The sequence below is a fragment of the Streptomyces sp. NPDC096040 genome, from assembly GCF_040303265.1.
In the GTDB taxonomy this organism is placed as follows: Bacteria; Actinomycetota; Actinomycetes; order Streptomycetales; family Streptomycetaceae; genus Streptomyces.
The window spans coordinates 250704-268316 of record NZ_JBEOTA010000001.1; the positions used below are offsets into that span (position 1 = coordinate 250704).

Below are 17613 nucleotides of genomic sequence, written 5' to 3' on the forward strand. Positions count from 1 at the left end.
GGGATCTCGGCGCATTGACGGGCTCAGGGCTGCCGTGTGCTCTGCCGCTCGACGATGTCCCTGACGTTGACCAGGTTCTGGCCCAGGTCGAAGGTGGCGATGTGGAACCTGGGCCGGCTGTGCACGACGAACTGTGTAGCCGTTCCCAGCTCGGCGGCCGACACCTCGATCACCTGGGCGTAGCCGACTCCGCCGTGCGCTGTGCGTACGGCGCACAGATCGCCGGTCGCCCGGGTCCTTGGTCACCGACTTTCACGCCGTCGAGGTGCAGCAGGATCTGACGGCACCGTCCCATGTTCCAGGCGACACCGCCCTTGACCGTGATGCTGCGGGAGTGCGAGGTGGCGACGTTGGCCTCCGGCGCCGTCGAGCAGCGTGAGTCCGCAGAGCAGACCCAGGTAGATGAGCGCGAGCACCACCAGTTGGTCGCCCGCGTTTCTGTCGGGCGTCCCCTCCGCGGCGGCCGTGAACCCAGCGACCAGCAGCGCACAGACTGCCGACTGGATCAGCGAATAGCCGCGCGCACGGCCTGCCACGTACCAGAGAACTCTGTTCATGATTCCGATCTCGTGTGAAAAGGGCGGAGCCCGGCACGGTGGCCGGACCCGCTCTCGCACTATAGGCCTGCTTGGGCGACGCCCCGGCTGATGGCGGACCAGGCCGAGGATCCCAGGACTCTGATGACGGGTTTGCGTGCGGCGGCTATCGCCTTCTCCATTTCCTTCGCGTAAAGGGATTTCGCTCTGCCGAACGTCAAACCTGATACGAGGCCAGCGGTGAATCCGATGACGAATTTCTTGGCCGCGGTGCCGACGTGGAAGCACCGGGCGACGTCACACGGCCAGGAGGTATTGGAGCGCTCGCGGGCGGCCTTCTTCAGTGCGCCGCGGACCGCGACCGCCACCTCGGCGACCTTCGCCTCGGTCGGCCGCGGTCGCGCGAGCACTTGCGCTACCTGTGCCTGACTGCCAGCTCCAACTGGGGCTGGTTGCCTGGGTAGTTCAGCGAGGTGGAGGCGTATCTGACGCCCTGTAACGGTGTTTCAGGCGTCCACTCGGCACGTGAGAAGACCGTTGCGAAAACTTCCCTGGGCCCAGATTCGCCACTGAGGGCGTTCTGACAGCCTGGTAACCGCTCCCTCACACTGCGGCAAGACGGTGTGGCAATCCTGACGCCATGACCGACATCACCGCCGGCACGCCGGCCCCGGCAGCCACCCCGACCCTATTCGAACAACTCGGAGGGGAGGAGGCCGTCGGGGCCGTCGTCCTAGACCGGCTCAAGCAGCACCAGCGCCGTTTCATCGGGCAGGCCCTCGGGACCACCCGCCCCTACTCCGGGCGTTCGATGCGCAAGGCCCACGAGCACTTGGCCGTCACGGAGGACGCCTTCGGACGGGTGGTGACCCATCTGGCCGGGGCGCTCACCGAGGCGGGCGTGGGCGAGGAGACCATCGGCACGATCGCGCAGACCCTGCTGCCACTCAAAGAGGACATCGTCACCGCCTGATGCTTCAGGGACGGTCGGCCTGGCCAGCCTTCCCACGCTTCGCCGACCGGATCTGCTCGTACACATGAGTGCGCAGTTCGGTGAAGTTTCCCCAAGGCCGGATAGCCAGATGTACTCACACCTCCGCAGATGTGGTGATGGCACCGAGCGGGCGGACGACGCTGCCGAGGTAGTTCCCAGACAGGCTGTCCGCGAGGGGCTTGTTGCTGGTGGTGAAGGCGACGCGGCCCTTTCCGCCGTCGAGAACGGCCTCGTAGGTCGTCTTGCCCGGGCGAGCGAGGGACTGTACGCCGGCGGATCGTTTGCGGTTGCCGCCGCAGCCACATCCCATGAGGCGGTTCCTTCCTACTTCTTGGCGACTTCGCGGACGGTGCGGCCCTCGCCGCGCTCGGCCATGGACTCCGCCGTGGTCTTGTACGGGGTGGGCCCGAATAGGATTGCGGGGGTGACGGCAAGAACCAGTGACATCGAGAAGGCGGCCGAGGTGCTGCGTGCCGGAGGGCTGGTGGCCCTCCCGACCGAGACCGTCTATGGTCTGGGCGCCAACGCCGAGGATCCTGCCGCGGTCTCGCGCATCTTCGAGGTCAAGGGACGCCCGCCCTCCCACCCGCTGATCGTCCACATCGGCGGCGCGGAGCGTCTGGACGACTGGGTCCAGGACGTGCCCAGAACCGCGCGCCTGCTGGCCGAACACTTCTGGCCGGGGCCACTCACGCTGGTCCTGCGGCGCGGTCCCCGCGTTCCCCTCGAAGCGACGGGTGGCCTGGAGACGGTGGCCGTGCGCGTGCCCGACCACCCCGTCGCACTCGCGCTGCTGTCCGCCTTCGGCGGCGGGGTCACGGCGCCGTCCGCCAACCGCTTCGGCTCGGTGAGCCCCACCACGGCGGACCATGTCCGTGCCGAGCTCGGTGACGGGGTCGACTTCGTGCTGGACGGCGGCCCCTGCGAGGTCGGCGTCGAGTCGACCATCGTCGACGCCACCGGCGATACCCCGACCATCCTTCGGCCCGGCGGGGTGACACGCGAGGACCTCGAAACGGTGCTGGGACGCCCGCTCGCGGTGCCCTCGACGAGCCGCGTTCGGGTGCCGGGCCAGCATCCGTCCCACTACGCGCCGCGTGCGCGGGTCGTCCTCGTGGGGCCGGAGAAGGTCGTCGCCGAAGCGGAGCGCGCCCAGGAACTGGGGCACCAGGTGGGCGTCTTTCTTCCCCCCTCCTTCACCGATGCTCCGGTGAAGGCGCACGCCGTGGTGACGGTTCCCGGTTCGGTGGCCGCCTACGCACGCGGGCTGTACGGGTTCCTGCGCGAGCTCGACCAGCAGGGGTGCGACCTCATCGTCGCCTCCCTGCCGGTGGAGAAGGGTCTGGGACTGGCGATCGCCAACCGGCTCCGCCGCGCCGCGGGGCCCCGGCCTTGCGAGTAAGCAGCATCGGATGGGTGGCGTGCCCGAGCAGCCAGGGCCGTGGCGGTCAGGACGCGGCGGGCACTGCCACATCGAGGCCGCGGGCCGCGACGAGTTGTGCGCTGCCGTCGGCGAGGCGGTAGCACAGGCCCACCACGGCGGCCTGGCCGGCGGCGACCTTCTCGGCGAGCACCCGGGAGCGGTCCAGCAGCAGGTCCACGGTGTGCCTTATGTGCTCGGCGAGGATCTCTTCCGGCTCGACCCGTCCGGCGGCCCTCGCGGCCAGCACGCTGGGGGTCACCCGCTCGACGACGTCCCGGATGTAGCCGGCCGGTGCGATGCCGTCCTCCAGCGCGGCGCAGGCCGCGCCGACCGCGCCGCACGAGTCGTGACCGAGCACCACCACCAGCGGGCAGCCCAGCACGTCCACCCCGTACTCGATGCTGCCCAGCACCTCCGCGCCCACGACGTGGCCTGCGGTGCGCACCACGAACAGGTCGCCCAGGCCGCGGTCGAAGATGATCTCGGCGGCCAGCCGGGAGTCGGAACAGCCGAACAGCACGGCGAAGGGCTGCTGGGACGGTGCGATCTCGGCCCGGCGGGTGGCGTCCTGGTTCGGGTGCTCGGGGGTGCCCGCGACGAAGCGCTGGTTACCGGCCAGCAGCAGCTCGAAGGCGTCGCGGAGCGTCGGGGTCTGGATCTCGGTCATGTCCGCAGCCTAGGACCCGGCACCAGCTGTCGCATCGCCTGGCCATGCGTAAGCCTCTTCCCGTGACGCCGTCACACACTGCAACCCGCTGCCCACGAGCGAGGTCGGCGGGCGCGGGAGCTGGACCTTCCGTAGATTGAAGAGCGAGCGACTGGCAGGGAATGCCTGTGACACCGAAGATCGACTACCCGGCACCCGAATATCGCCGTGCGCTACCTGCCCGCGACCGGATCACTGAACGTGTGCGGCGACTGGTACGACGCGGTCGACCTGCCCGCGGACCGCTTCACCGTCGCGGTCGGCGACGTGGTCGGCCACGGCCTGATGGCCGCCACCGTCATGGGCAGGCTCCGTAGCGCACTGAGCGCCGCCACCCGCACCGTCCACGGTCCCGCCCAAGCCCTGGAGGTCCTGGGCCTGTACGCCCGCTCGGTCGAGGGAGCACTCGCCGCCACCGCCGTCCAGGTCCTCGTCGACTGCCACAGCCAACTGCTCATCTACAGCAGCGCCGGCCACCCCCCGCCCGTCCTGCTGCACCCGGACGGCACCTGCGAGCTGCTCGACCAGGCCACCGACCCACCGCTGGGCGCCCGCCCCGAACACATCCCCCGCCCCCAGGCCAACGCGACCTACACTCCCGGCGACACCCTCATCCTCTACACCGACGGTCTGATCGAACGCCGCGGTGAGGACATCGACGCCGGCCTGACCCGCCTGACCTCCACGCTCGCCACCTGCACCGAGTTCGGCGCGGACCACCTCGCCGACGCCCTCCTCGCCCGCCTGGGCCTCGCCAGCGGCGCCAACGACGACATCGCCATCGTCGTCGTCCGCCTGGAGCGAACGACCCGACCGTACTGATCAGGCCAGTGTCGTCGTCGGCGAACATGCGGCCATGGGGATAGGCGGCCGGCTTGATACGGTCGCATGGCGGCCCTGGCAGTCCGCCCCGGCAACACAGCCGAGAGGGGCAGGGTTTTGCCACGATGCCCGTTAGGCAGCAGCTGCCGGTCCCCTGCCGCGCCCACCTCATCCCGGACGCCACCGGCACCGACGCTTTCCACGCCGCGTACCGGCAGGCCGTGGCACAGCACACCGTATTCGTCGCCATCGAATCCGAGAGACCTCAGCGGTGGTCCGTCAAAGCGGACGCGCTCACCGCCGGGGTGCCGGCAGCGAACGAAGCGAGGTGAACGTGGCACGTGTCGTGGTGATGGGGTTTGGCATGGTCAGCGTGTACCTGGCGGTGGCACCGCACAACTGGAGCATCATCGCCCTGAGTCCGTTCGCCGCCGCCCTGACCGCTTCCGTGGTGCTCCCCGCACTGGTACACGGCCTGCTGGAAGGGTCTCACCAGGACGGGTCTGCTGTGGGCCATCTACGGATCTCTCGTGTGCCGCGCCGTCCTCGAGTTCTTCGGCCCCGCTGTCTCCTGCGGCTCCGTCGCCCTCTTTCGAGGGAAGGACTTCCACTGGTTCCCGCTGCAGAACGTCGCTGGTAACCGTCCCCATCGGCTTCATCCTCGGCTGGTTGGGCAGCCTGCTGAGCCGCCGGTCTCACGTCGAGCAGGACCGCTTCGCCGAGACGCAGACCACGCTGCTCATCGGCAACGAGCGGCTCCGCTCGCCGTGAGGTTCCCGTGCTGCGGGAAGACACGGACGTCGTGCGGTCGACGCGGGCAAGCGGCTCGCCGAGCCAGGTGTGCTGTTCGGCAACCAAAGGGTCCGCTGCCGGTCCGTGGCGCAAGGCGACGACGCGTCCGCCGGGGCCGGTCCTCAGGGACCGGCCCCGGCGGGTACTCACCGTCTCAGAGGGCTACGGCAGGGGCGGGTAGGCGTTCTGCATGAGCTGCTGGAACTGGGCGGAGAACCAGTGTCCGGCCAGCGGGGCGTTCGGCAGGGCGCCGGTGGGGTTGTTGCCGTTGCGGGCGTTGCCGCCGTAGGTGGGGTCGCACATGCGGTCGAAGCCCTTGCCCTCGTCGTTGGAGACGGCGGAGCTGGAGCCGTCGGACTCACCCGGGGGCTTGACCCAGACGTAGGCGTCGATTCCGGCGGCGGGAGCCGCGGTGGGCCGCTCGCCGAGTCCGGCGCCGCTCTGGTTGCACCAGTTGCCGGCGTGGATGCGCCGGTCGATGCGGCTGCCGTTGACGTAGTCGTCGACGGAGGTCATCGGGCCGGGGCCGGTGGGCCGGGCGGAGCCGCCCCAGCCGTCGCGGGAGGTGTCGATCAGCATGCCGAGGCCCGAGTTGAGCCCGGCCGCCACCAGCTTGTCCCGCAGCGCCTGGGCGAACGACTGCTCGTCCACGTACTGGTTCCAGTCCACCCACTTCGACTGGCGCACGGTCTGGCCGTTCACCGTGTCGGTGACCTTGAAGTTCGGCTCCTTGACGGGGCTGTAGTTGGCGGTGTTGACGATGAACCCGGCCACGTCGTTCACGCTCGCGCCGTTGGTCGTGGCGACCTTGGCGAACTCCTGCACGGCCGGGCCGAGGTTGCTGTCCCAGCCGAGCCAGCCGTGGTGGCCGGCGTCGATGTAGTTGTAGACGTTGGGGATGGCGCCGAGCTTGGCCAGGGCGTAGGAGACGCCCTTCTCGTAGTTGCCGTTGCTCTTCATGGTCACGCACGCGTCGGTGGTGGTGGGGGTGCCGCCGGCGTTGGTGACCAGGTTGGGCAGGGAGTCGGGTTCGATGACGGCGGAGATCCGCAGGCCCGCGTACTTCGGGTCGGAGATGATCGACGCGATGGGGTCGATGTACTGGGACTCGTATTTGTCGAGGTCGTTCGGGCCGAGTTCGCCGTTGGAGGCGAGGGCGGCACAGTCGCGGCCGGGAAGGTCGTAGATGACCAGCTGGACGACGAGGTCGCCGGACCCCTTCTGCTTCAGCGCCTCGTCGAGGTGGGCGCGCAGGCCCATGCCGCCGTTGACACCGTTGATGGCGGCGATGCGGTCGAGCCAGACGGCGGTGGGCTGGTTGGCGATGCGGCTGCCGCCCGGTTCGGCGGCGGCCTTGGCCGACCATTCGGGGTTCACGTACACGTTGGCCCCGACGTAGGGGTTGTCGACCCGGCCGTCGGTGCCGCCACCCCCTCCGCCACCTGTGCCACCGCCCGTGCCACCACCGGTACCACCGCCCGTGCCACCACCGGTACCACCGCCCGTGCCGCCGTCGTCGACATTGCAGGTGACGCCGTCGAGGGTGAACGTGGCGGGCACGCTGTTGGTGCCGCTGTAGGAGCCGTTGAAGCCGAAGCTGACCGAACCGCCGTTGGCCAGGGAGCCGTTGTAGCTCTCGTTGGTCGCCGTCACCGCGGCGCCGCTCTGGGTGATCTCTGCGTTCCAGCCGTTGGTGACCTGCTGGTTGCCGGCGTACGACCACTTCAGCGACCAACTCGACTTGGCGGCACCGTTGTTGGTGATCGTGACGGCAGTGGTGAAGCCGGTGTCCCACTGGTTCTGCACCTTGTAGTCCACGGTGCAGGGGACCGAGGCGGTGGCGGCACCGGCCGGTGACGTGAGGAGCGCCGTCCCTGAGGTTCCGGCGACCAGCGCCAGTGCGGCCACAAGTGACATTCTTGTACGACTCATGAGTGCGGGTTCCTTCTCCTTCGGAGGGTGATCACGGGTTGAGGGCACGCAGGTGGTCGCGCAGGCCGGTGCCGTACGCGGTGGGCGTGCCGTCGTAGTTGGAGATCAGGGACGGCCCGGAGGAGCAGTCCCAGGTGTTCCAGGTCCAGCCCAGGTAGGACAGGTCCCGGTCGTCGAACCACTTCATGACCTGGTCGACGAAGCCGTGCGAGCAGGTGTTCTCTCCGGTTTCCCCGGCCACGAGCGGTACTTGGGCGGCGACCGGAGCGAGGGTGGAGTTCCAGCAGCTCTCGTTCGAGCAGGAGTTGAAGTTGTAGACGTGCCATGCGGCGGCGAGATTGCCCGCCGGGTCGGTGGGCTTGTACGTCAGCCACTGGCTCAGGTCGTTCGAGTACGCGAGCCCGCCGGCCATGACGACGTTCTTCGCACCGGCGCCCCGTACGGCGTTCACGAGGTCCTGCATGCCGGCGACCGGGTAGGAGATCCCGGGGCAGGTGCCGCCGTCCCGCCAGCACTTCCAGGCGTCCGTGGCACTGCTTGTCGCACGGTCCGGATAGGGCTCGTTGAACAGGTCGAACACTGCCGCCGGGTCGTCCTTGAAGGTGCCGGCCACCGATGCCCAGAACGCCGGGCTGTACTGCTTGTCGGGCATCGGCTTCTGGCAGGTTGCGTGGACGTCGGAGCAGCCCGCCGAGTTGCCGGTGTACTGCCCGTACGTCCAGTGCAGGTCGAGGACCGGGGTCATGCCGTGTGCCTCGACGCGGGCCACCAGATCCTTGACCGCGCTGATGTAACCGGCGCCGCCGTACTCGGGTTTGACGTTGGAAAGGCCCAGCCAGCACTCCTCGTTGAGCGGGATGCGGACCGCGTTGGCCTTCCAGTCGGCGATCGCCTCGATCGTCGCGTCGTCGACCGGGCCGTCCCAGATGCCACGGCCCTGCACGCACATGAACTCGCCGCCGGAGCGATTCACACCGAGCAGCCGGCGGGTCCTGCCGTCAGCGTCCACGAGCTTGGTACCGGAGACATGCAGCGCGGGCGCGCTGCCGTCGGACGGCGGCGGGGTGGTCGGCGGCGGAGTCTGTTCCGGGGCGCCGTTGCATGTCGTGCCGTTGAGCCGGAACACCGTCGGCGCGGTGTTGGTCGCCGACGAGGAGCCTACGAAGCCGACGGTGATACTCGAGCCGGCGGCGAGGGTGCCGTTCCAGCTCTCGTTCGCCGCGGTCACGGTGGTGCCGGACTGGGACCACTTTGCGTTCCAGCCCTGGGTGACCTTCTGACCGTCGGCGAAGTCGAAGGCGAGTTGCCAACCGCTCACCGCCGCCTGGTTGTCGGTGATCTTCACGGAGCCCTGGAAACCGCCGTCCCACTGGCTGGTGACGGCGTACTCCACCGTGCACACGGGGGTGGCTCCCTGGGCCGAGACCACCGGCAGGACCGCGCTCGAGACGAGCGCGACCGCACCGGCGACGGCTGAAATTACTGAACGCGGGGGGTGTCGCATGAGCGACTCCTTGCAGCTTGGCGCGCCGTGACGGCCGCGTCGACTGATGGAACCGCTCCCACTGGTGCCGATGAAGGTAGCGCCAACCGGGCTGGTTTCACAGGGTTGTTACTGAACTTCCTTCGGCAGGTTCAGGTCAAAACGATTCAACTTCTCAACGTCTTGACGGGCTAGGCCTCCGTCCCCACTATGGGAGCGCTCCCACTGGTTCAAGCCTTGACCCCCACCGAGCCGCACTCCGCAAGGAGGACCAGAAACATGGATCCCGGACGCAAGCGCAGAGCTGTGCGACGGCTGTGGACCGCCGTCGCGGCCGCGTTCGCACTACCCCTGTCGATGCTCGCCACCAGCTCAACGCCCGCTCAGGCGGCGGGTGTCCAGTGCAGCGTCGACTACAAGACCAATGACTGGGACTCCGGCTTCACCGCCGACCTCACCATCACCAACCGCGGCACCGACGCGATCAACGGCTGGACGCTGACGTACGCCTACAGCGGCAACCAGAAGCTCGGCAACGGCTGGAACGGCACCTGGTCCCAGTCCGGCCAGTCGATCACCGTGAAGGACGCCGGCTACAACGGCACGATCGCCGCGGGCGCCGCCGTCTCCACCGGGGCCCAGTTCACCTACAGCGGCACCAACGCCGCCCCCACCGGCTTCGCGGTCAACGGCACCCCCTGCACGGGCGCGCACCAGCCGCCGGTCACCGTGCTGACCAGTCCAAAACCGGGCGCGGTCTACACTCGGGGTGACGCGGTGCCGCTCGCGGCCACCGCCGCCGCGGCCGACAACGCGACGATCAGTAAGGTCGAGTTCTACGACGACACGACCCTGCTGGGCACCGTCACCAGTGCGCCGTACTCGCTCTCGGCCTCAAGTCTGTCCGTGGGCAGTCATTCGCTGGTGGCGAAGGCGTACGACAGCCTGGGCGCGTCCGCCGTGTCGACGCCGGTCGGCATCACGGTGGCCTCGGGCCCCGCACTGGTCGCCTCACCGAGCCAACTGGGCGTCCAACAGGGCAAGTCGGGCACGTTCACGGTGAAGCTGTCGACGCAGCCGAGCGCCGACGTCACCGTCACCACGGCCCGCACCGACGGCAACTCGGGCCTGTCCGTGACCGGTGGCTCGTCGCTGACCTTCACGCCGTCCAACTGGAACACCCCGCAGACCGTGACCGTGACGGCCGACACCTCGGGGACCGGTGCGGCGACCTTCACCGCCTCGGCGACCGGCTACTCCAGGACGACGGTCACCGTGACGGAGCTGGCCGCGCAGAAGGAGTACGACGCCCGGTTCCTGGACCTGTACGGGAAGATCACCAACCCGGCGAACGGCTACTTCTCGCCCGACGGCGTCCCCTACCACTCGGTGGAGACGCTGATCGTCGAGGCCCCGGACCAGGGGCACGAGACCACGTCGGAGGCCTACAGCTACCTTCTGTGGCTGCAGGCGATGTACGGCAAGGTCACCGGTGACTGGTCGAAGTTCAACGGCGCGTGGGCGCTCATGGAGAAGTACATGATCCCGTCCCACGCCGACCAGCCCACCAACTCCTTCTACAACGCCTCCAAGCCGGCGACCTACGCGCCGGAGGCGGACACGCCGAACGAGTATCCGACCAAGCTGGACCAGTCCGTGCCGGTCGGTTCGGACCCGCTTGCCGGTGAACTGAAGTCGACGTACAACACGGACGACGTCTACGGCATGCACTGGCTGGAGGACGTCGACAACGTCTACGGCTACGGCGACACACCCGGCGGGACCTGCGAGGGCGGCCCCACGGCGAAGGGGCCCTCCTACATCAACACCTTCCAGCGCGGTCCTCAGGAGTCGGTGTGGGAAACGGTTCCGCAGCCGACCTGCGACGCCTTCAAGTACGGCGGCAAGAACGGCTACCTGGACCTGTTCACCGGTGACTCGTCCTACGCCAAGCAGTGGAAGTACACGGACGCCCCGGACGCCGACGCGCGCGCGGTGCAGGCCGCGTACTGGGCCGATGTATGGGCCAAGCAGCAGGGCAAGGGCGGCGACGTCTCCGCGACCGTGGGCAAGGCCGCGAAGATGGGCGACTACCTGCGGTACGCGATGTACGACAAGTACTTCAAGAAGATCGGCAACTGCGTGGGCCCGTCAACGTGTTCGGCCGGTACCGGCAAGGACGCCTCGCACTACCTGCTGTCCTGGTACTACGCCTGGGGCGGCTCGAACGACACGAGCGGAGGCTGGGCCTGGCGCATCGGCTCCAGCTACGCCCACAGCGGCTACCAGAACCCGCTCGCCGCGTACGCGCTCAGCTCCGACGCCGACCTGAAGCCCAAGTCGGCCACCGGGGCGGCGGACTGGTCCAAGTCGCTGAGCCGGCAGCTGGAGTTCTACCAGTGGCTGCAGTCGTCCGAGGGCGCCATCGCCGGCGGCGCGACCAACAGCTGGGCGGGCCGGTACGCCACTCCGCCGGCCGGGACGCCGACCTTCTACGGCATGTACTACGACGAGCAGCCGGTCTACCACGACCCGCCGTCGAACCAGTGGTTCGGCTTCCAGGCGTGGTCCATGGAGCGGGTCGCCGAGCTGTACCAGCAGACAGGGAACGCGCAGGCCAAGGCGGTCCTCGACAAGTGGGTCAAGTGGGCGCTGTCCAAGACCACGATCAACCCGGACGGCACCTACCAGATTCCCTCCACCCTCCACTGGTCCGGGCAGCCCGACACCTGGAACGCGTCGAGTCCCGGCTCCAACAGCGGGCTCCACGTCACCGTCGCCGACTACACCAACGACGTCGGTGTGGCCGCCGCGTACGCCAAGACGCTGACGTACTACGGCGCCAAGTCCGGTGACGCCACGGCGAAGACGACGGCGAAGGCGCTGCTGGACGGCATGTGGAACAACTACCAGGACAGCCTGGGCGTCGCCGTCCCGGAGACCCGCACGGACTACAGCAGGTTCAACGACAGCGTGTACGTGCCGAGCACCTTCAGCGGCACGATGCCGAACGGCGACGCGATCAACTCCTCGTCAACCTTCGCCTCGCTCAGGTCGTTCTACAAGAACGACCCCGCCTGGTCGAAGATCGAGGCCTACCTCAAGGGCGGTGCCGCGCCCGTCTTCACCTATCACCGGTTCTGGGCCCAGGCGGACATCGCCCTCGCCATGGGCTCGTACGCGGAGCTCCTCGAATAGGCCCCCGCTGAAGCTCCGCGTACGCGACCCCGTCGCAGGGAGACGGGGTCACCCCGCCGGGCGGTCCTCGACCGCGCAGGGGACCGCCCGGCATTTGTCAGGCACATGATCATCATGCTCTCCCGGAAGCCTTTTGGGAGCGCTCCCAAAAGGCTGGACGCTCTCGCTGCTCCCCACACATCCCAGCGGAGGATCCGCATGCAACAGTTGAAGGACAGGAGCAGGGCGCAAGCTCTGTTCGGCACGCTGCTCACGTCACTCGTCGCGCTGGCGGCGCTTCTCACCGCCGCTCCGGCGTCGCACGCCGACACGACCATCTGCGAGCAGTTCGGCACGACCACGATCCAGGGCCGTTACGTCGTCCAGAACAACCGCTGGGGGACCAGCGCCAATCAGTGCATCGCGGTCACGGACTCCGGCTTCCGCATCGCCCAGGCCGACGGCTCGGTCCCGACGAACGGTGCCCCGAAGTCATACCCGTCCGTCTACAACGGCTGCCATTACACCAACTGCTCACCCGGTACCAACCTCCCGGCCCGGCTGAGTTCGATCTCGAGCGCGCCGACGGGCATCTCCTACAGCTACGTGAGCGGTGCGGCCTACGACGCCGCGTACGACATCTGGCTGGACCCGACACCCCGCACCGACGGTGTGAACCGCACCGAGATCATGGTCTGGTTCAACCATGTGGGAGGCGTGCAGCCGGTCGGCTCGCAGACCGGCAGCACCACTGTGGCCGGGCGTTCGTGGCAGGTGTGGTCCGGCAACAACGGCTCCAACGACGTGCTGTCCTTCGTCGCGCCGTCGGCGATCGACAGCTGGAACTTCGACGTGATGGACTTCGTCCGCCAGGCCGTCTCCCGGGGACTGGCGCAGGACAACTGGTACCTGACGAGTATTCAGGCAGGATTCGAGCCCTGGCAGAACGGCGCGGGACTGGCGGTGACGTCGTTCTCCTCGACCGTCAACGTCGGCGGCAGCACCCCCGGCGGCCCGGGTGGGGGCTCAGGCGGCTCGTCGGCGTGCAAGGTGACCTACGGCACGAACGTGTGGCAGGGCGGCTTCACCGCCGACGTCACCGTGACCAACGCGGGTTCGTCCCCCGTCGACGGCTGGAGTCTCGCGTTCACGTTGCCCACCGGGCAGAAGATCACCAGTGCCTGGAGCGCCAACGTCTCTCCCTCGTCAGGAGCGGTGACGGCCGGCGGTATGGCGTACAACGCGTTCATCGCACCTGGCGGCCAGGTTTCCTTCGGGTTCCAGGGCACCTACGACGGCGCCTTCGCCGAACCGGCCGGCTTCAGCCTGAACGGCTCGTCCTGCACCACCGCCTGACGGCGTCGGCACGGGCGGCCTGAGACCAGCCGCCTCCAGGCCGGCCTGCGGCGAACCATGCGCCGGACGCGAGTGCGCATCCGTCACCCCGCACCCACCCGCCTGACGTTCGTGTTCAGCCGGGTGGGTGCGACTCTTCCCCAGCCGGCCCGTTGACGACCTTCAGCATGACCGCGTCCACGAGGCGCCGACAGCCAGGCCCTGTAGGCGTCGATCACCGTTGAGGAGCCGCGGTGGGCCCGAGGTTCCCCGCACCGACCACCGGCGTGGCTGACACGCCCGATCGGGACTTCTTCCCGCCGAGCACAGTTGATCACTCGCGGAAGTCGTGTGCCCGGTTCCCCGGGCCCGTAAGATCGGTGATCTCGCGGGTGGGGGAGGTGGTCATGGCCAGGCGACGCCCTGGAGCGCCGACGCTGGAAGAGGTGGCCGTCCACGCCGGGGTGGGGCGGGGCACGGTCTCCCGGGTCATCAACAACGCGGCCGGTGTGAAGGAGTCGACACGCCGGGCCGTACAACGCGCCATCGAGGAACTGGGGTACGTGCCCAATCTCGCGGCCCGGTCCCTGGCCGGGCGGCGGGCCGACGCCGTGGCCCTCGTCCTGACGGAGCCGGACTGGAGACAGTTCGCGGAGCCGTTCTTCTCGGAGATCGTCCGCTCGCTCGGCGATGTGCTGGCGGACACCGGGATGCAACTGATGCTGACCCTGGTCCGCTCGGAGAGCGAACGGCAGCGCTTCCTGGAGTACGCACGCGGCGGCCGGATCGACGGGGTCCTGCTGATGTCCGTGCACGGGGGCGATCGGCTGCCCGACATGCTCGCCGAGGCGCGGTTGCCGACCGTGCTGCTGGGGCGCCGGTCGGGCGACGAGTACGTCAGCTACGTGGACGCGGACAATGTGGGTGGTGCTCGCAGCGCCGTCTCCTACCTGCTGAAACAGGGTCGCAGGGCGATCGCCACCATTACGGGGCCGCTGGACATGTACGTCGCGCAGTGCCGGCTGCGCGGCTACCAGGATGCCTTGGAGTTGGCCGGTCTGAAGAGCGCCGGGTCCTTGGTCGCGGAGAGTGACTTCACGGGGGAGGGCGGGCGCCGCGCCATGGCGGAACTCCTCAACCGGCACCCGGAGATCGACGGCGTCCTGGCCGCGTCGGACACCTCTGCGGCAGGGGCGCTGCAGGCGCTGCGCGCGGCGGGACGGCGGGTGCCGGAGGACGTCGCCGTGATCGGGTTCGACGACTTTCCGTTGGCCCAGCGCACCGAGCCGCGCCTGACCACAGTGCGTCAGCCGGTGGAGGAGATGGGGCGGGCCATGATCAGACTGCTGCTCGAGGAGATGGAGGAGCCGTCCGTGGCCTGGCGCCACGTCATCCTCCGTACAGAGTTGGTCGTTCGCGAGTCGTCCTGACGACCGTCCTCTGCGACCCCGCTGTTGTCTTCCGCGGACCTTCCCGGCGCAGCCCGTTTCGAGGCCTAGGTGGGCGTGGGTCGCCACCGGCTCGGGTCAGGTACGGAGCCCGGTGGCGTTCACGACCTGACACTGACCCTGCACGGCGACTTCCAGTTCGCTTCCGTCCGCTTCGGCGCCGTCATCGCGTACGGGCTGGTGGTCGCAGCCGGCCAGCTCGACCGCCGCTCGGTAACTCCCCGTGAGGTCTACTGACCGCCGTCAGGTGATCACCGACTCGATCGACAACCATTACTCGTCCGACAAGTCGCCGGGATACGGCTTGCGTTCACTCATCCGCCGACCCCGGCGGACGCCGCACGGCGGGCGCGGATTCCGCTCACCGGGCGGCCTCGCAACAGATTGACGTGCGTTGTGAAAGTGACAACAATGCGATTGCTCGCTGCGTTTGAAGTGAGCCAGGGGACGCGAGTGCCCCCGCCACATCCCTCTGGATCGGCATGTGTTGGTCGCTCGCGCTCAGCCACCTCCCACACTCTCAATGCCAAAGAGGCAGATCTTGACGCGCTCCCACCGCTCCAGAACGCTGGCTGTTCTTGCCGCAACCGCTTTCGGCGTCACCACGCCCCTGATCGGGGCCCCCGCGGCGAGCGCCACGACAGCGGGTGACTGCCAGTCCGCCACCGTGCAGTACCGCATCGTCGACGCCGACGGAAAGTCCGTCGGGGCTGACTGGACCTCGCAGGGCGGCTTCCATCAGTGGGACGCCGTCCCCGGCACCGTCGAGGTGCGCCTGGCCGCGGGTCAGACGGTCGGCGACGGCTGCAAGTACCCGGTCTCGCTGGCCGAATACACCACCGAGGGCGCCAACTGGTACACCTCCGGCCACCAGACCCTCATCGACCATGCGACCGTCTACCTGACCGCCGCAGACCTGGCCGACGCCGACGGCGGCAAGCACTCCTGGCAGCAGCTGTCGGTCAAGTCCCCCGACTGCTATGGGCAGATCGACCTGTACGGCGATGACGTCATCTACGACGGCAAGTCGGAAGACGGTCACGGACCGGCCCCGTACGAGCCCGACAACGTCGTCACCCCGTACCACCTCATCGCGGCGTGGAACGGCGGCGACAAGCCCTGCACCCCGAGCCATCCCGACTCTCCCACTCCGACGCCCACGGGGTCGACCCCGGCCACGCCGCCGGCCAGTCAGCCGCCCGCCCAGGAGTCGACGCCGCCCGCCACGCCCACGACGCCCTCCCCGGCCACCACTCCGCCGACCACTTCGGACGTTCCGCCGATGCAGTCGACGCCGCCCACGACCCCCTCGCCCTCGCCCAGCGACAGCACCCCGCCGCTGGCCGAGACGGGCTCCAACGCACCGGTCGGCCTGATAGCAGGCGGCGCGGGCGTGGTGATCGCCCTCGGCGCCGGCGCGCTCTACATGACCCGCCGCACACGCCGCTCGTGACCACAGCCGCGGGGAAACCCGTCACGCCGTAGCACCTGCGGACGCTCCGCCGAGCCCGCCTTCCACGACCCGTGGAAAGCGGGCTCGGCGGAGCTGCTACCCCAGAGCCCTTGCCTCCGTCGCCGGCAGGGCATGACCGTGCGGTGGGCACAGCCATTCTCGTACTGTCGTTAACCGCGCCTTCTTCTGGCTGGCCTTGGGCGTACGCCGCCCCTGTTGCGACCGCCCCCGGCTGACCGACGGGGCGTAGGACTCCGTCAGGTCTTCCCGCCGGGCTACTGGAGGAAGAACAGGCCGGTCGCATGCGGCCTGCGCCCGGTCCTTCGTCCGGGGGCGCCTCGAGTCCGGTTTGCGGCGCATCCGGTCGAGCCCGGTGGGCGTAGGCGTTTCTCAGGACGACTCGCGGATGACCAGCTCCGTACGGAGAACGACGTGGCGCCAGGCCACGACCGGCTCTTCGATCTCCCCCAGCAGTCTGATCACGGCTCGGCCCGTCTCCTTCAGCGGCTGACGCCCTGTCAGGCGTGGCTCGGTGCGTTGAGCCGGCGGAAAGTCGTCGAAACCGATCACGAGGCGTCCTCCGGTACCCGTCAACCGGTCTGGGTCGAGTCCGGCCAGGCGTGGCGCCTTGTGAGTGGCGAAGCCGATCAGGCTGAGAGGGGAAGCCGACGGCTGGCACCACGGTGACGCGAGGTTTCCGGACCAGTCGGACGTCGTCCCGGACGGCGCGAACTGGCTGTTCGCCCCCCTGACGACCGGAACCCCCGACTTCTACCGCGAGTTCGCGCGCTCGTGCTACGAGACCGAACTCGACCCCGCCGCCATCGATCCGATCTACCGGGGCACCCCGTTGACGCAGCAGATGATCAATCAGTTGAATCCGGACGTCTCCCTCACGGACATCGCTGATGATCTGGCACAGATCGGCTACCCCGTCAGTAGGTGACGATTCCACCATGCCCACCGACCGCACCGCCTGCCACTGCGTCGTCTGCCGGCAGACCACCGACCTCACCCCTCGCGCCCGGGTGACCGCCGACACCATCGACCGACACGGCTGGCAGGTCGTAGGGGTCCCCGCCGACGATCGGAGGCCCGGCTGGGCCTACACCATCGGCCTGTGGCACCAGCGCCGCGTACCCGAACTCGCAATGTTCGGCCTGGACACCCATCTGATGCAGCCGGTTCTCAACGACCTCGGCGGACGGACGGTCGAGGGAGACCCCTTGGAAACCGACCAGGACCGACACGAGATCGCGAACGTGCCAGTCATCCTGAAGAGAGTCGACTATCGGTGGTACAAGGCGTTCTTCGGCCAAGCGATCGGTTTCTATCGCAAGCCACCGTTCCCCTTCCTTCAGGTGGTCTGGCCCAATCGCGATGCGGCATTACCCTGACAGGAGGGGGGAGAAGTCCTTCTGAGCCGCCAACCCCAACTGTGGCTCCCTCCTCAGGAGCATCCTGTCGGGGTCTGGACACAGGACCTGTGAGTGGCGGCGGCACGGAAGCCGC

Annotated in this window: 15 protein-coding genes and 2 pseudogenes; 10 read left to right on the forward strand and 7 right to left on the reverse strand. The window is 68.7% G+C overall.

All coding sequences use genetic code 11. The features are described from left to right. Window positions 1-23: 23 nt before the first annotated feature. The gene (locus tag ABTY98_RS01125; protein ID WP_352218747.1) at window positions 24-164 is read right to left on the reverse strand and encodes a hypothetical protein; all 141 of its coding nucleotides are present in this window, start codon (window positions 162-164) and stop codon (window positions 24-26) included. Window positions 165-616: 452 nt separating this feature from the next. Continuing rightward, entirely contained in the window at window positions 617-946 is a 330-nt protein-coding gene (locus ABTY98_RS01130; protein ID WP_352218748.1) for a hypothetical protein, read from the reverse strand. Window positions 947-1176: 230 nt separating this feature from the next. Between ABTY98_RS01130 and ABTY98_RS01135 the strand changes: the two genes are divergently transcribed. Beyond that, window positions 1177-1509, forward strand: a complete 333-nt coding sequence (locus ABTY98_RS01135) for a group I truncated hemoglobin (RefSeq protein ID WP_352218749.1) — start codon at window positions 1177-1179, stop codon at window positions 1507-1509. Between the two features lie 115 nt (window positions 1510-1624). Here the strand turns inward: ABTY98_RS01135 and ABTY98_RS01140 are convergent, their stop codons facing one another. Continuing rightward, a complete protein-coding gene (locus ABTY98_RS01140) occupies window positions 1625-1840 on the reverse strand; it encodes a hypothetical protein (RefSeq protein ID WP_352218750.1) in 216 nt (71 codons plus the stop codon). A gap of 114 nt (window positions 1841-1954) precedes the next feature. Here ABTY98_RS01140 and ABTY98_RS01145 point away from each other — a divergent pair, with 114 nt between their 5' ends. After that, window positions 1955-2932: an L-threonylcarbamoyladenylate synthase gene (locus ABTY98_RS01145; RefSeq protein ID WP_352218751.1), complete on the forward strand. Its 978-nt coding sequence runs from the start codon at window positions 1955-1957 to the stop codon at window positions 2930-2932. Between the two features lie 46 nt (window positions 2933-2978). Here the strand turns inward: ABTY98_RS01145 and ABTY98_RS01150 are convergent, their stop codons facing one another. Then, a complete protein-coding gene (locus tag ABTY98_RS01150) occupies window positions 2979-3620 on the reverse strand; it encodes a carbonic anhydrase (protein ID WP_352218752.1) in 642 nt (213 codons plus the stop codon). A 189-nt stretch (window positions 3621-3809) separates the two neighbouring features. On the opposite strand from ABTY98_RS01150, the pseudogene ABTY98_RS01155 reads away from it, so the two are divergent. After that, window positions 3810-4481 (forward strand): annotated as a pseudogene (locus ABTY98_RS01155) (PP2C family protein-serine/threonine phosphatase); the annotation flags it as partial. Between the two features lie 954 nt (window positions 4482-5435). Here ABTY98_RS01155 and ABTY98_RS01160 read toward each other — a convergent pair. Together ABTY98_RS01160 and ABTY98_RS01165 are read right to left on the reverse strand one after the other, a co-directional pair. Continuing rightward, complete coding sequence (locus tag ABTY98_RS01160) at window positions 5436-7205, reverse strand: glycoside hydrolase family 6 protein (RefSeq protein WP_352218753.1); 1770 nt, start codon at window positions 7203-7205, stop codon at window positions 5436-5438. A gap of 31 nt (window positions 7206-7236) precedes the next feature. Next, window positions 7237-8709: a cellulose binding domain-containing protein gene (locus ABTY98_RS01165; protein ID WP_352218754.1), complete on the reverse strand. Its 1473-nt coding sequence runs from the start codon at window positions 8707-8709 to the stop codon at window positions 7237-7239. Window positions 8710-8967: 258 nt separating this feature from the next. Here ABTY98_RS01165 and ABTY98_RS01170 point away from each other — a divergent pair, with 258 nt between their 5' ends. The 5 genes from ABTY98_RS01170 (at window position 8968) to ABTY98_RS01190 (ending at window position 16101) form a co-directional block, all read left to right on the forward strand. Then, on the forward strand, window positions 8968-11886 hold the full coding sequence (locus tag ABTY98_RS01170; protein WP_352218755.1) for a glycoside hydrolase family 48 protein: 2919 nt from the start codon (window positions 8968-8970) through the stop codon (window positions 11884-11886). A 198-nt stretch (window positions 11887-12084) separates the two neighbouring features. After that, a complete protein-coding gene (locus ABTY98_RS01175) occupies window positions 12085-13221 on the forward strand; it encodes a glycoside hydrolase family 12 protein (protein WP_352218756.1) in 1137 nt (378 codons plus the stop codon). A gap of 386 nt (window positions 13222-13607) precedes the next feature. Beyond that, on the forward strand, window positions 13608-14630 hold the full coding sequence (locus ABTY98_RS01180; RefSeq protein WP_352218757.1) for a LacI family DNA-binding transcriptional regulator: 1023 nt from the start codon (window positions 13608-13610) through the stop codon (window positions 14628-14630). A 75-nt stretch (window positions 14631-14705) separates the two neighbouring features. Next, the gene (locus tag ABTY98_RS01185; protein WP_352218758.1) at window positions 14706-14885 is read left to right on the forward strand and encodes a hypothetical protein; all 180 of its coding nucleotides are present in this window, start codon (window positions 14706-14708) and stop codon (window positions 14883-14885) included. Between the two features lie 304 nt (window positions 14886-15189). Next, entirely contained in the window at window positions 15190-16101 is a 912-nt protein-coding gene (locus ABTY98_RS01190; RefSeq protein ID WP_352218759.1) for a hypothetical protein, read from the forward strand. Between the two features lie 390 nt (window positions 16102-16491). On the opposite strand, the pseudogene ABTY98_RS01195 reads toward ABTY98_RS01190, so the two are convergent. Then, a pseudogene (locus tag ABTY98_RS01195) lies at window positions 16492-16691 on the reverse strand (substrate-binding domain-containing protein); the annotation flags it as partial. A 44-nt stretch (window positions 16692-16735) separates the two neighbouring features. On the opposite strand from ABTY98_RS01195, the gene ABTY98_RS01200 reads away from it, so the two are divergent. Together ABTY98_RS01200 and ABTY98_RS01205 are read left to right on the forward strand one after the other, a co-directional pair. Next, a complete protein-coding gene (locus tag ABTY98_RS01200; protein ID WP_352218760.1) occupies window positions 16736-17047 on the forward strand; it encodes a hypothetical protein in 312 nt (103 codons plus the stop codon). Between the two features lie 10 nt (window positions 17048-17057). Next, the gene (locus ABTY98_RS01205) at window positions 17058-17498 is read left to right on the forward strand and encodes a DUF4262 domain-containing protein (protein ID WP_352218761.1); all 441 of its coding nucleotides are present in this window, start codon (window positions 17058-17060) and stop codon (window positions 17496-17498) included. Window positions 17499-17613 lie beyond the last annotated feature (115 nt).

What these genes read in the sequence shown, in the direction of transcription:
- ABTY98_RS01150 (WP_352218752.1), bottom strand. Translation starts at nt 3,620, where the DNA reads ATGACCGAGATCCAGACCCCGACGCTCCGCGACGCCTTCGAGCTGCTG.
- ABTY98_RS01170 (WP_352218755.1), top strand. Translation starts at nt 8,968, where the DNA reads ATGGATCCCGGACGCAAGCGCAGAGCTGTGCGACGGCTGTGGACCGCC.
- ABTY98_RS01165 (WP_352218754.1), bottom strand. Translation starts at nt 8,709, where the DNA reads ATGCGACACCCCCCGCGTTCAGTAATTTCAGCCGTCGCCGGTGCGGTC.
- ABTY98_RS01160 (WP_352218753.1), bottom strand. Translation starts at nt 7,205, where the DNA reads ATGAGTCGTACAAGAATGTCACTTGTGGCCGCACTGGCGCTGGTCGCC.
- ABTY98_RS01180 (WP_352218757.1), top strand. Translation starts at nt 13,608, where the DNA reads ATGGCCAGGCGACGCCCTGGAGCGCCGACGCTGGAAGAGGTGGCCGTC.
- ABTY98_RS01140 (WP_352218750.1), bottom strand. Translation starts at nt 1,840, where the DNA reads ATGGGATGTGGCTGCGGCGGCAACCGCAAACGATCCGCCGGCGTACAG.
- ABTY98_RS01205 (WP_352218761.1), top strand. Translation starts at nt 17,058, where the DNA reads ATGCCCACCGACCGCACCGCCTGCCACTGCGTCGTCTGCCGGCAGACC.
- ABTY98_RS01135 (WP_352218749.1), top strand. Translation starts at nt 1,177, where the DNA reads ATGACCGACATCACCGCCGGCACGCCGGCCCCGGCAGCCACCCCGACC.
- ABTY98_RS01175 (WP_352218756.1), top strand. Translation starts at nt 12,085, where the DNA reads ATGCAACAGTTGAAGGACAGGAGCAGGGCGCAAGCTCTGTTCGGCACG.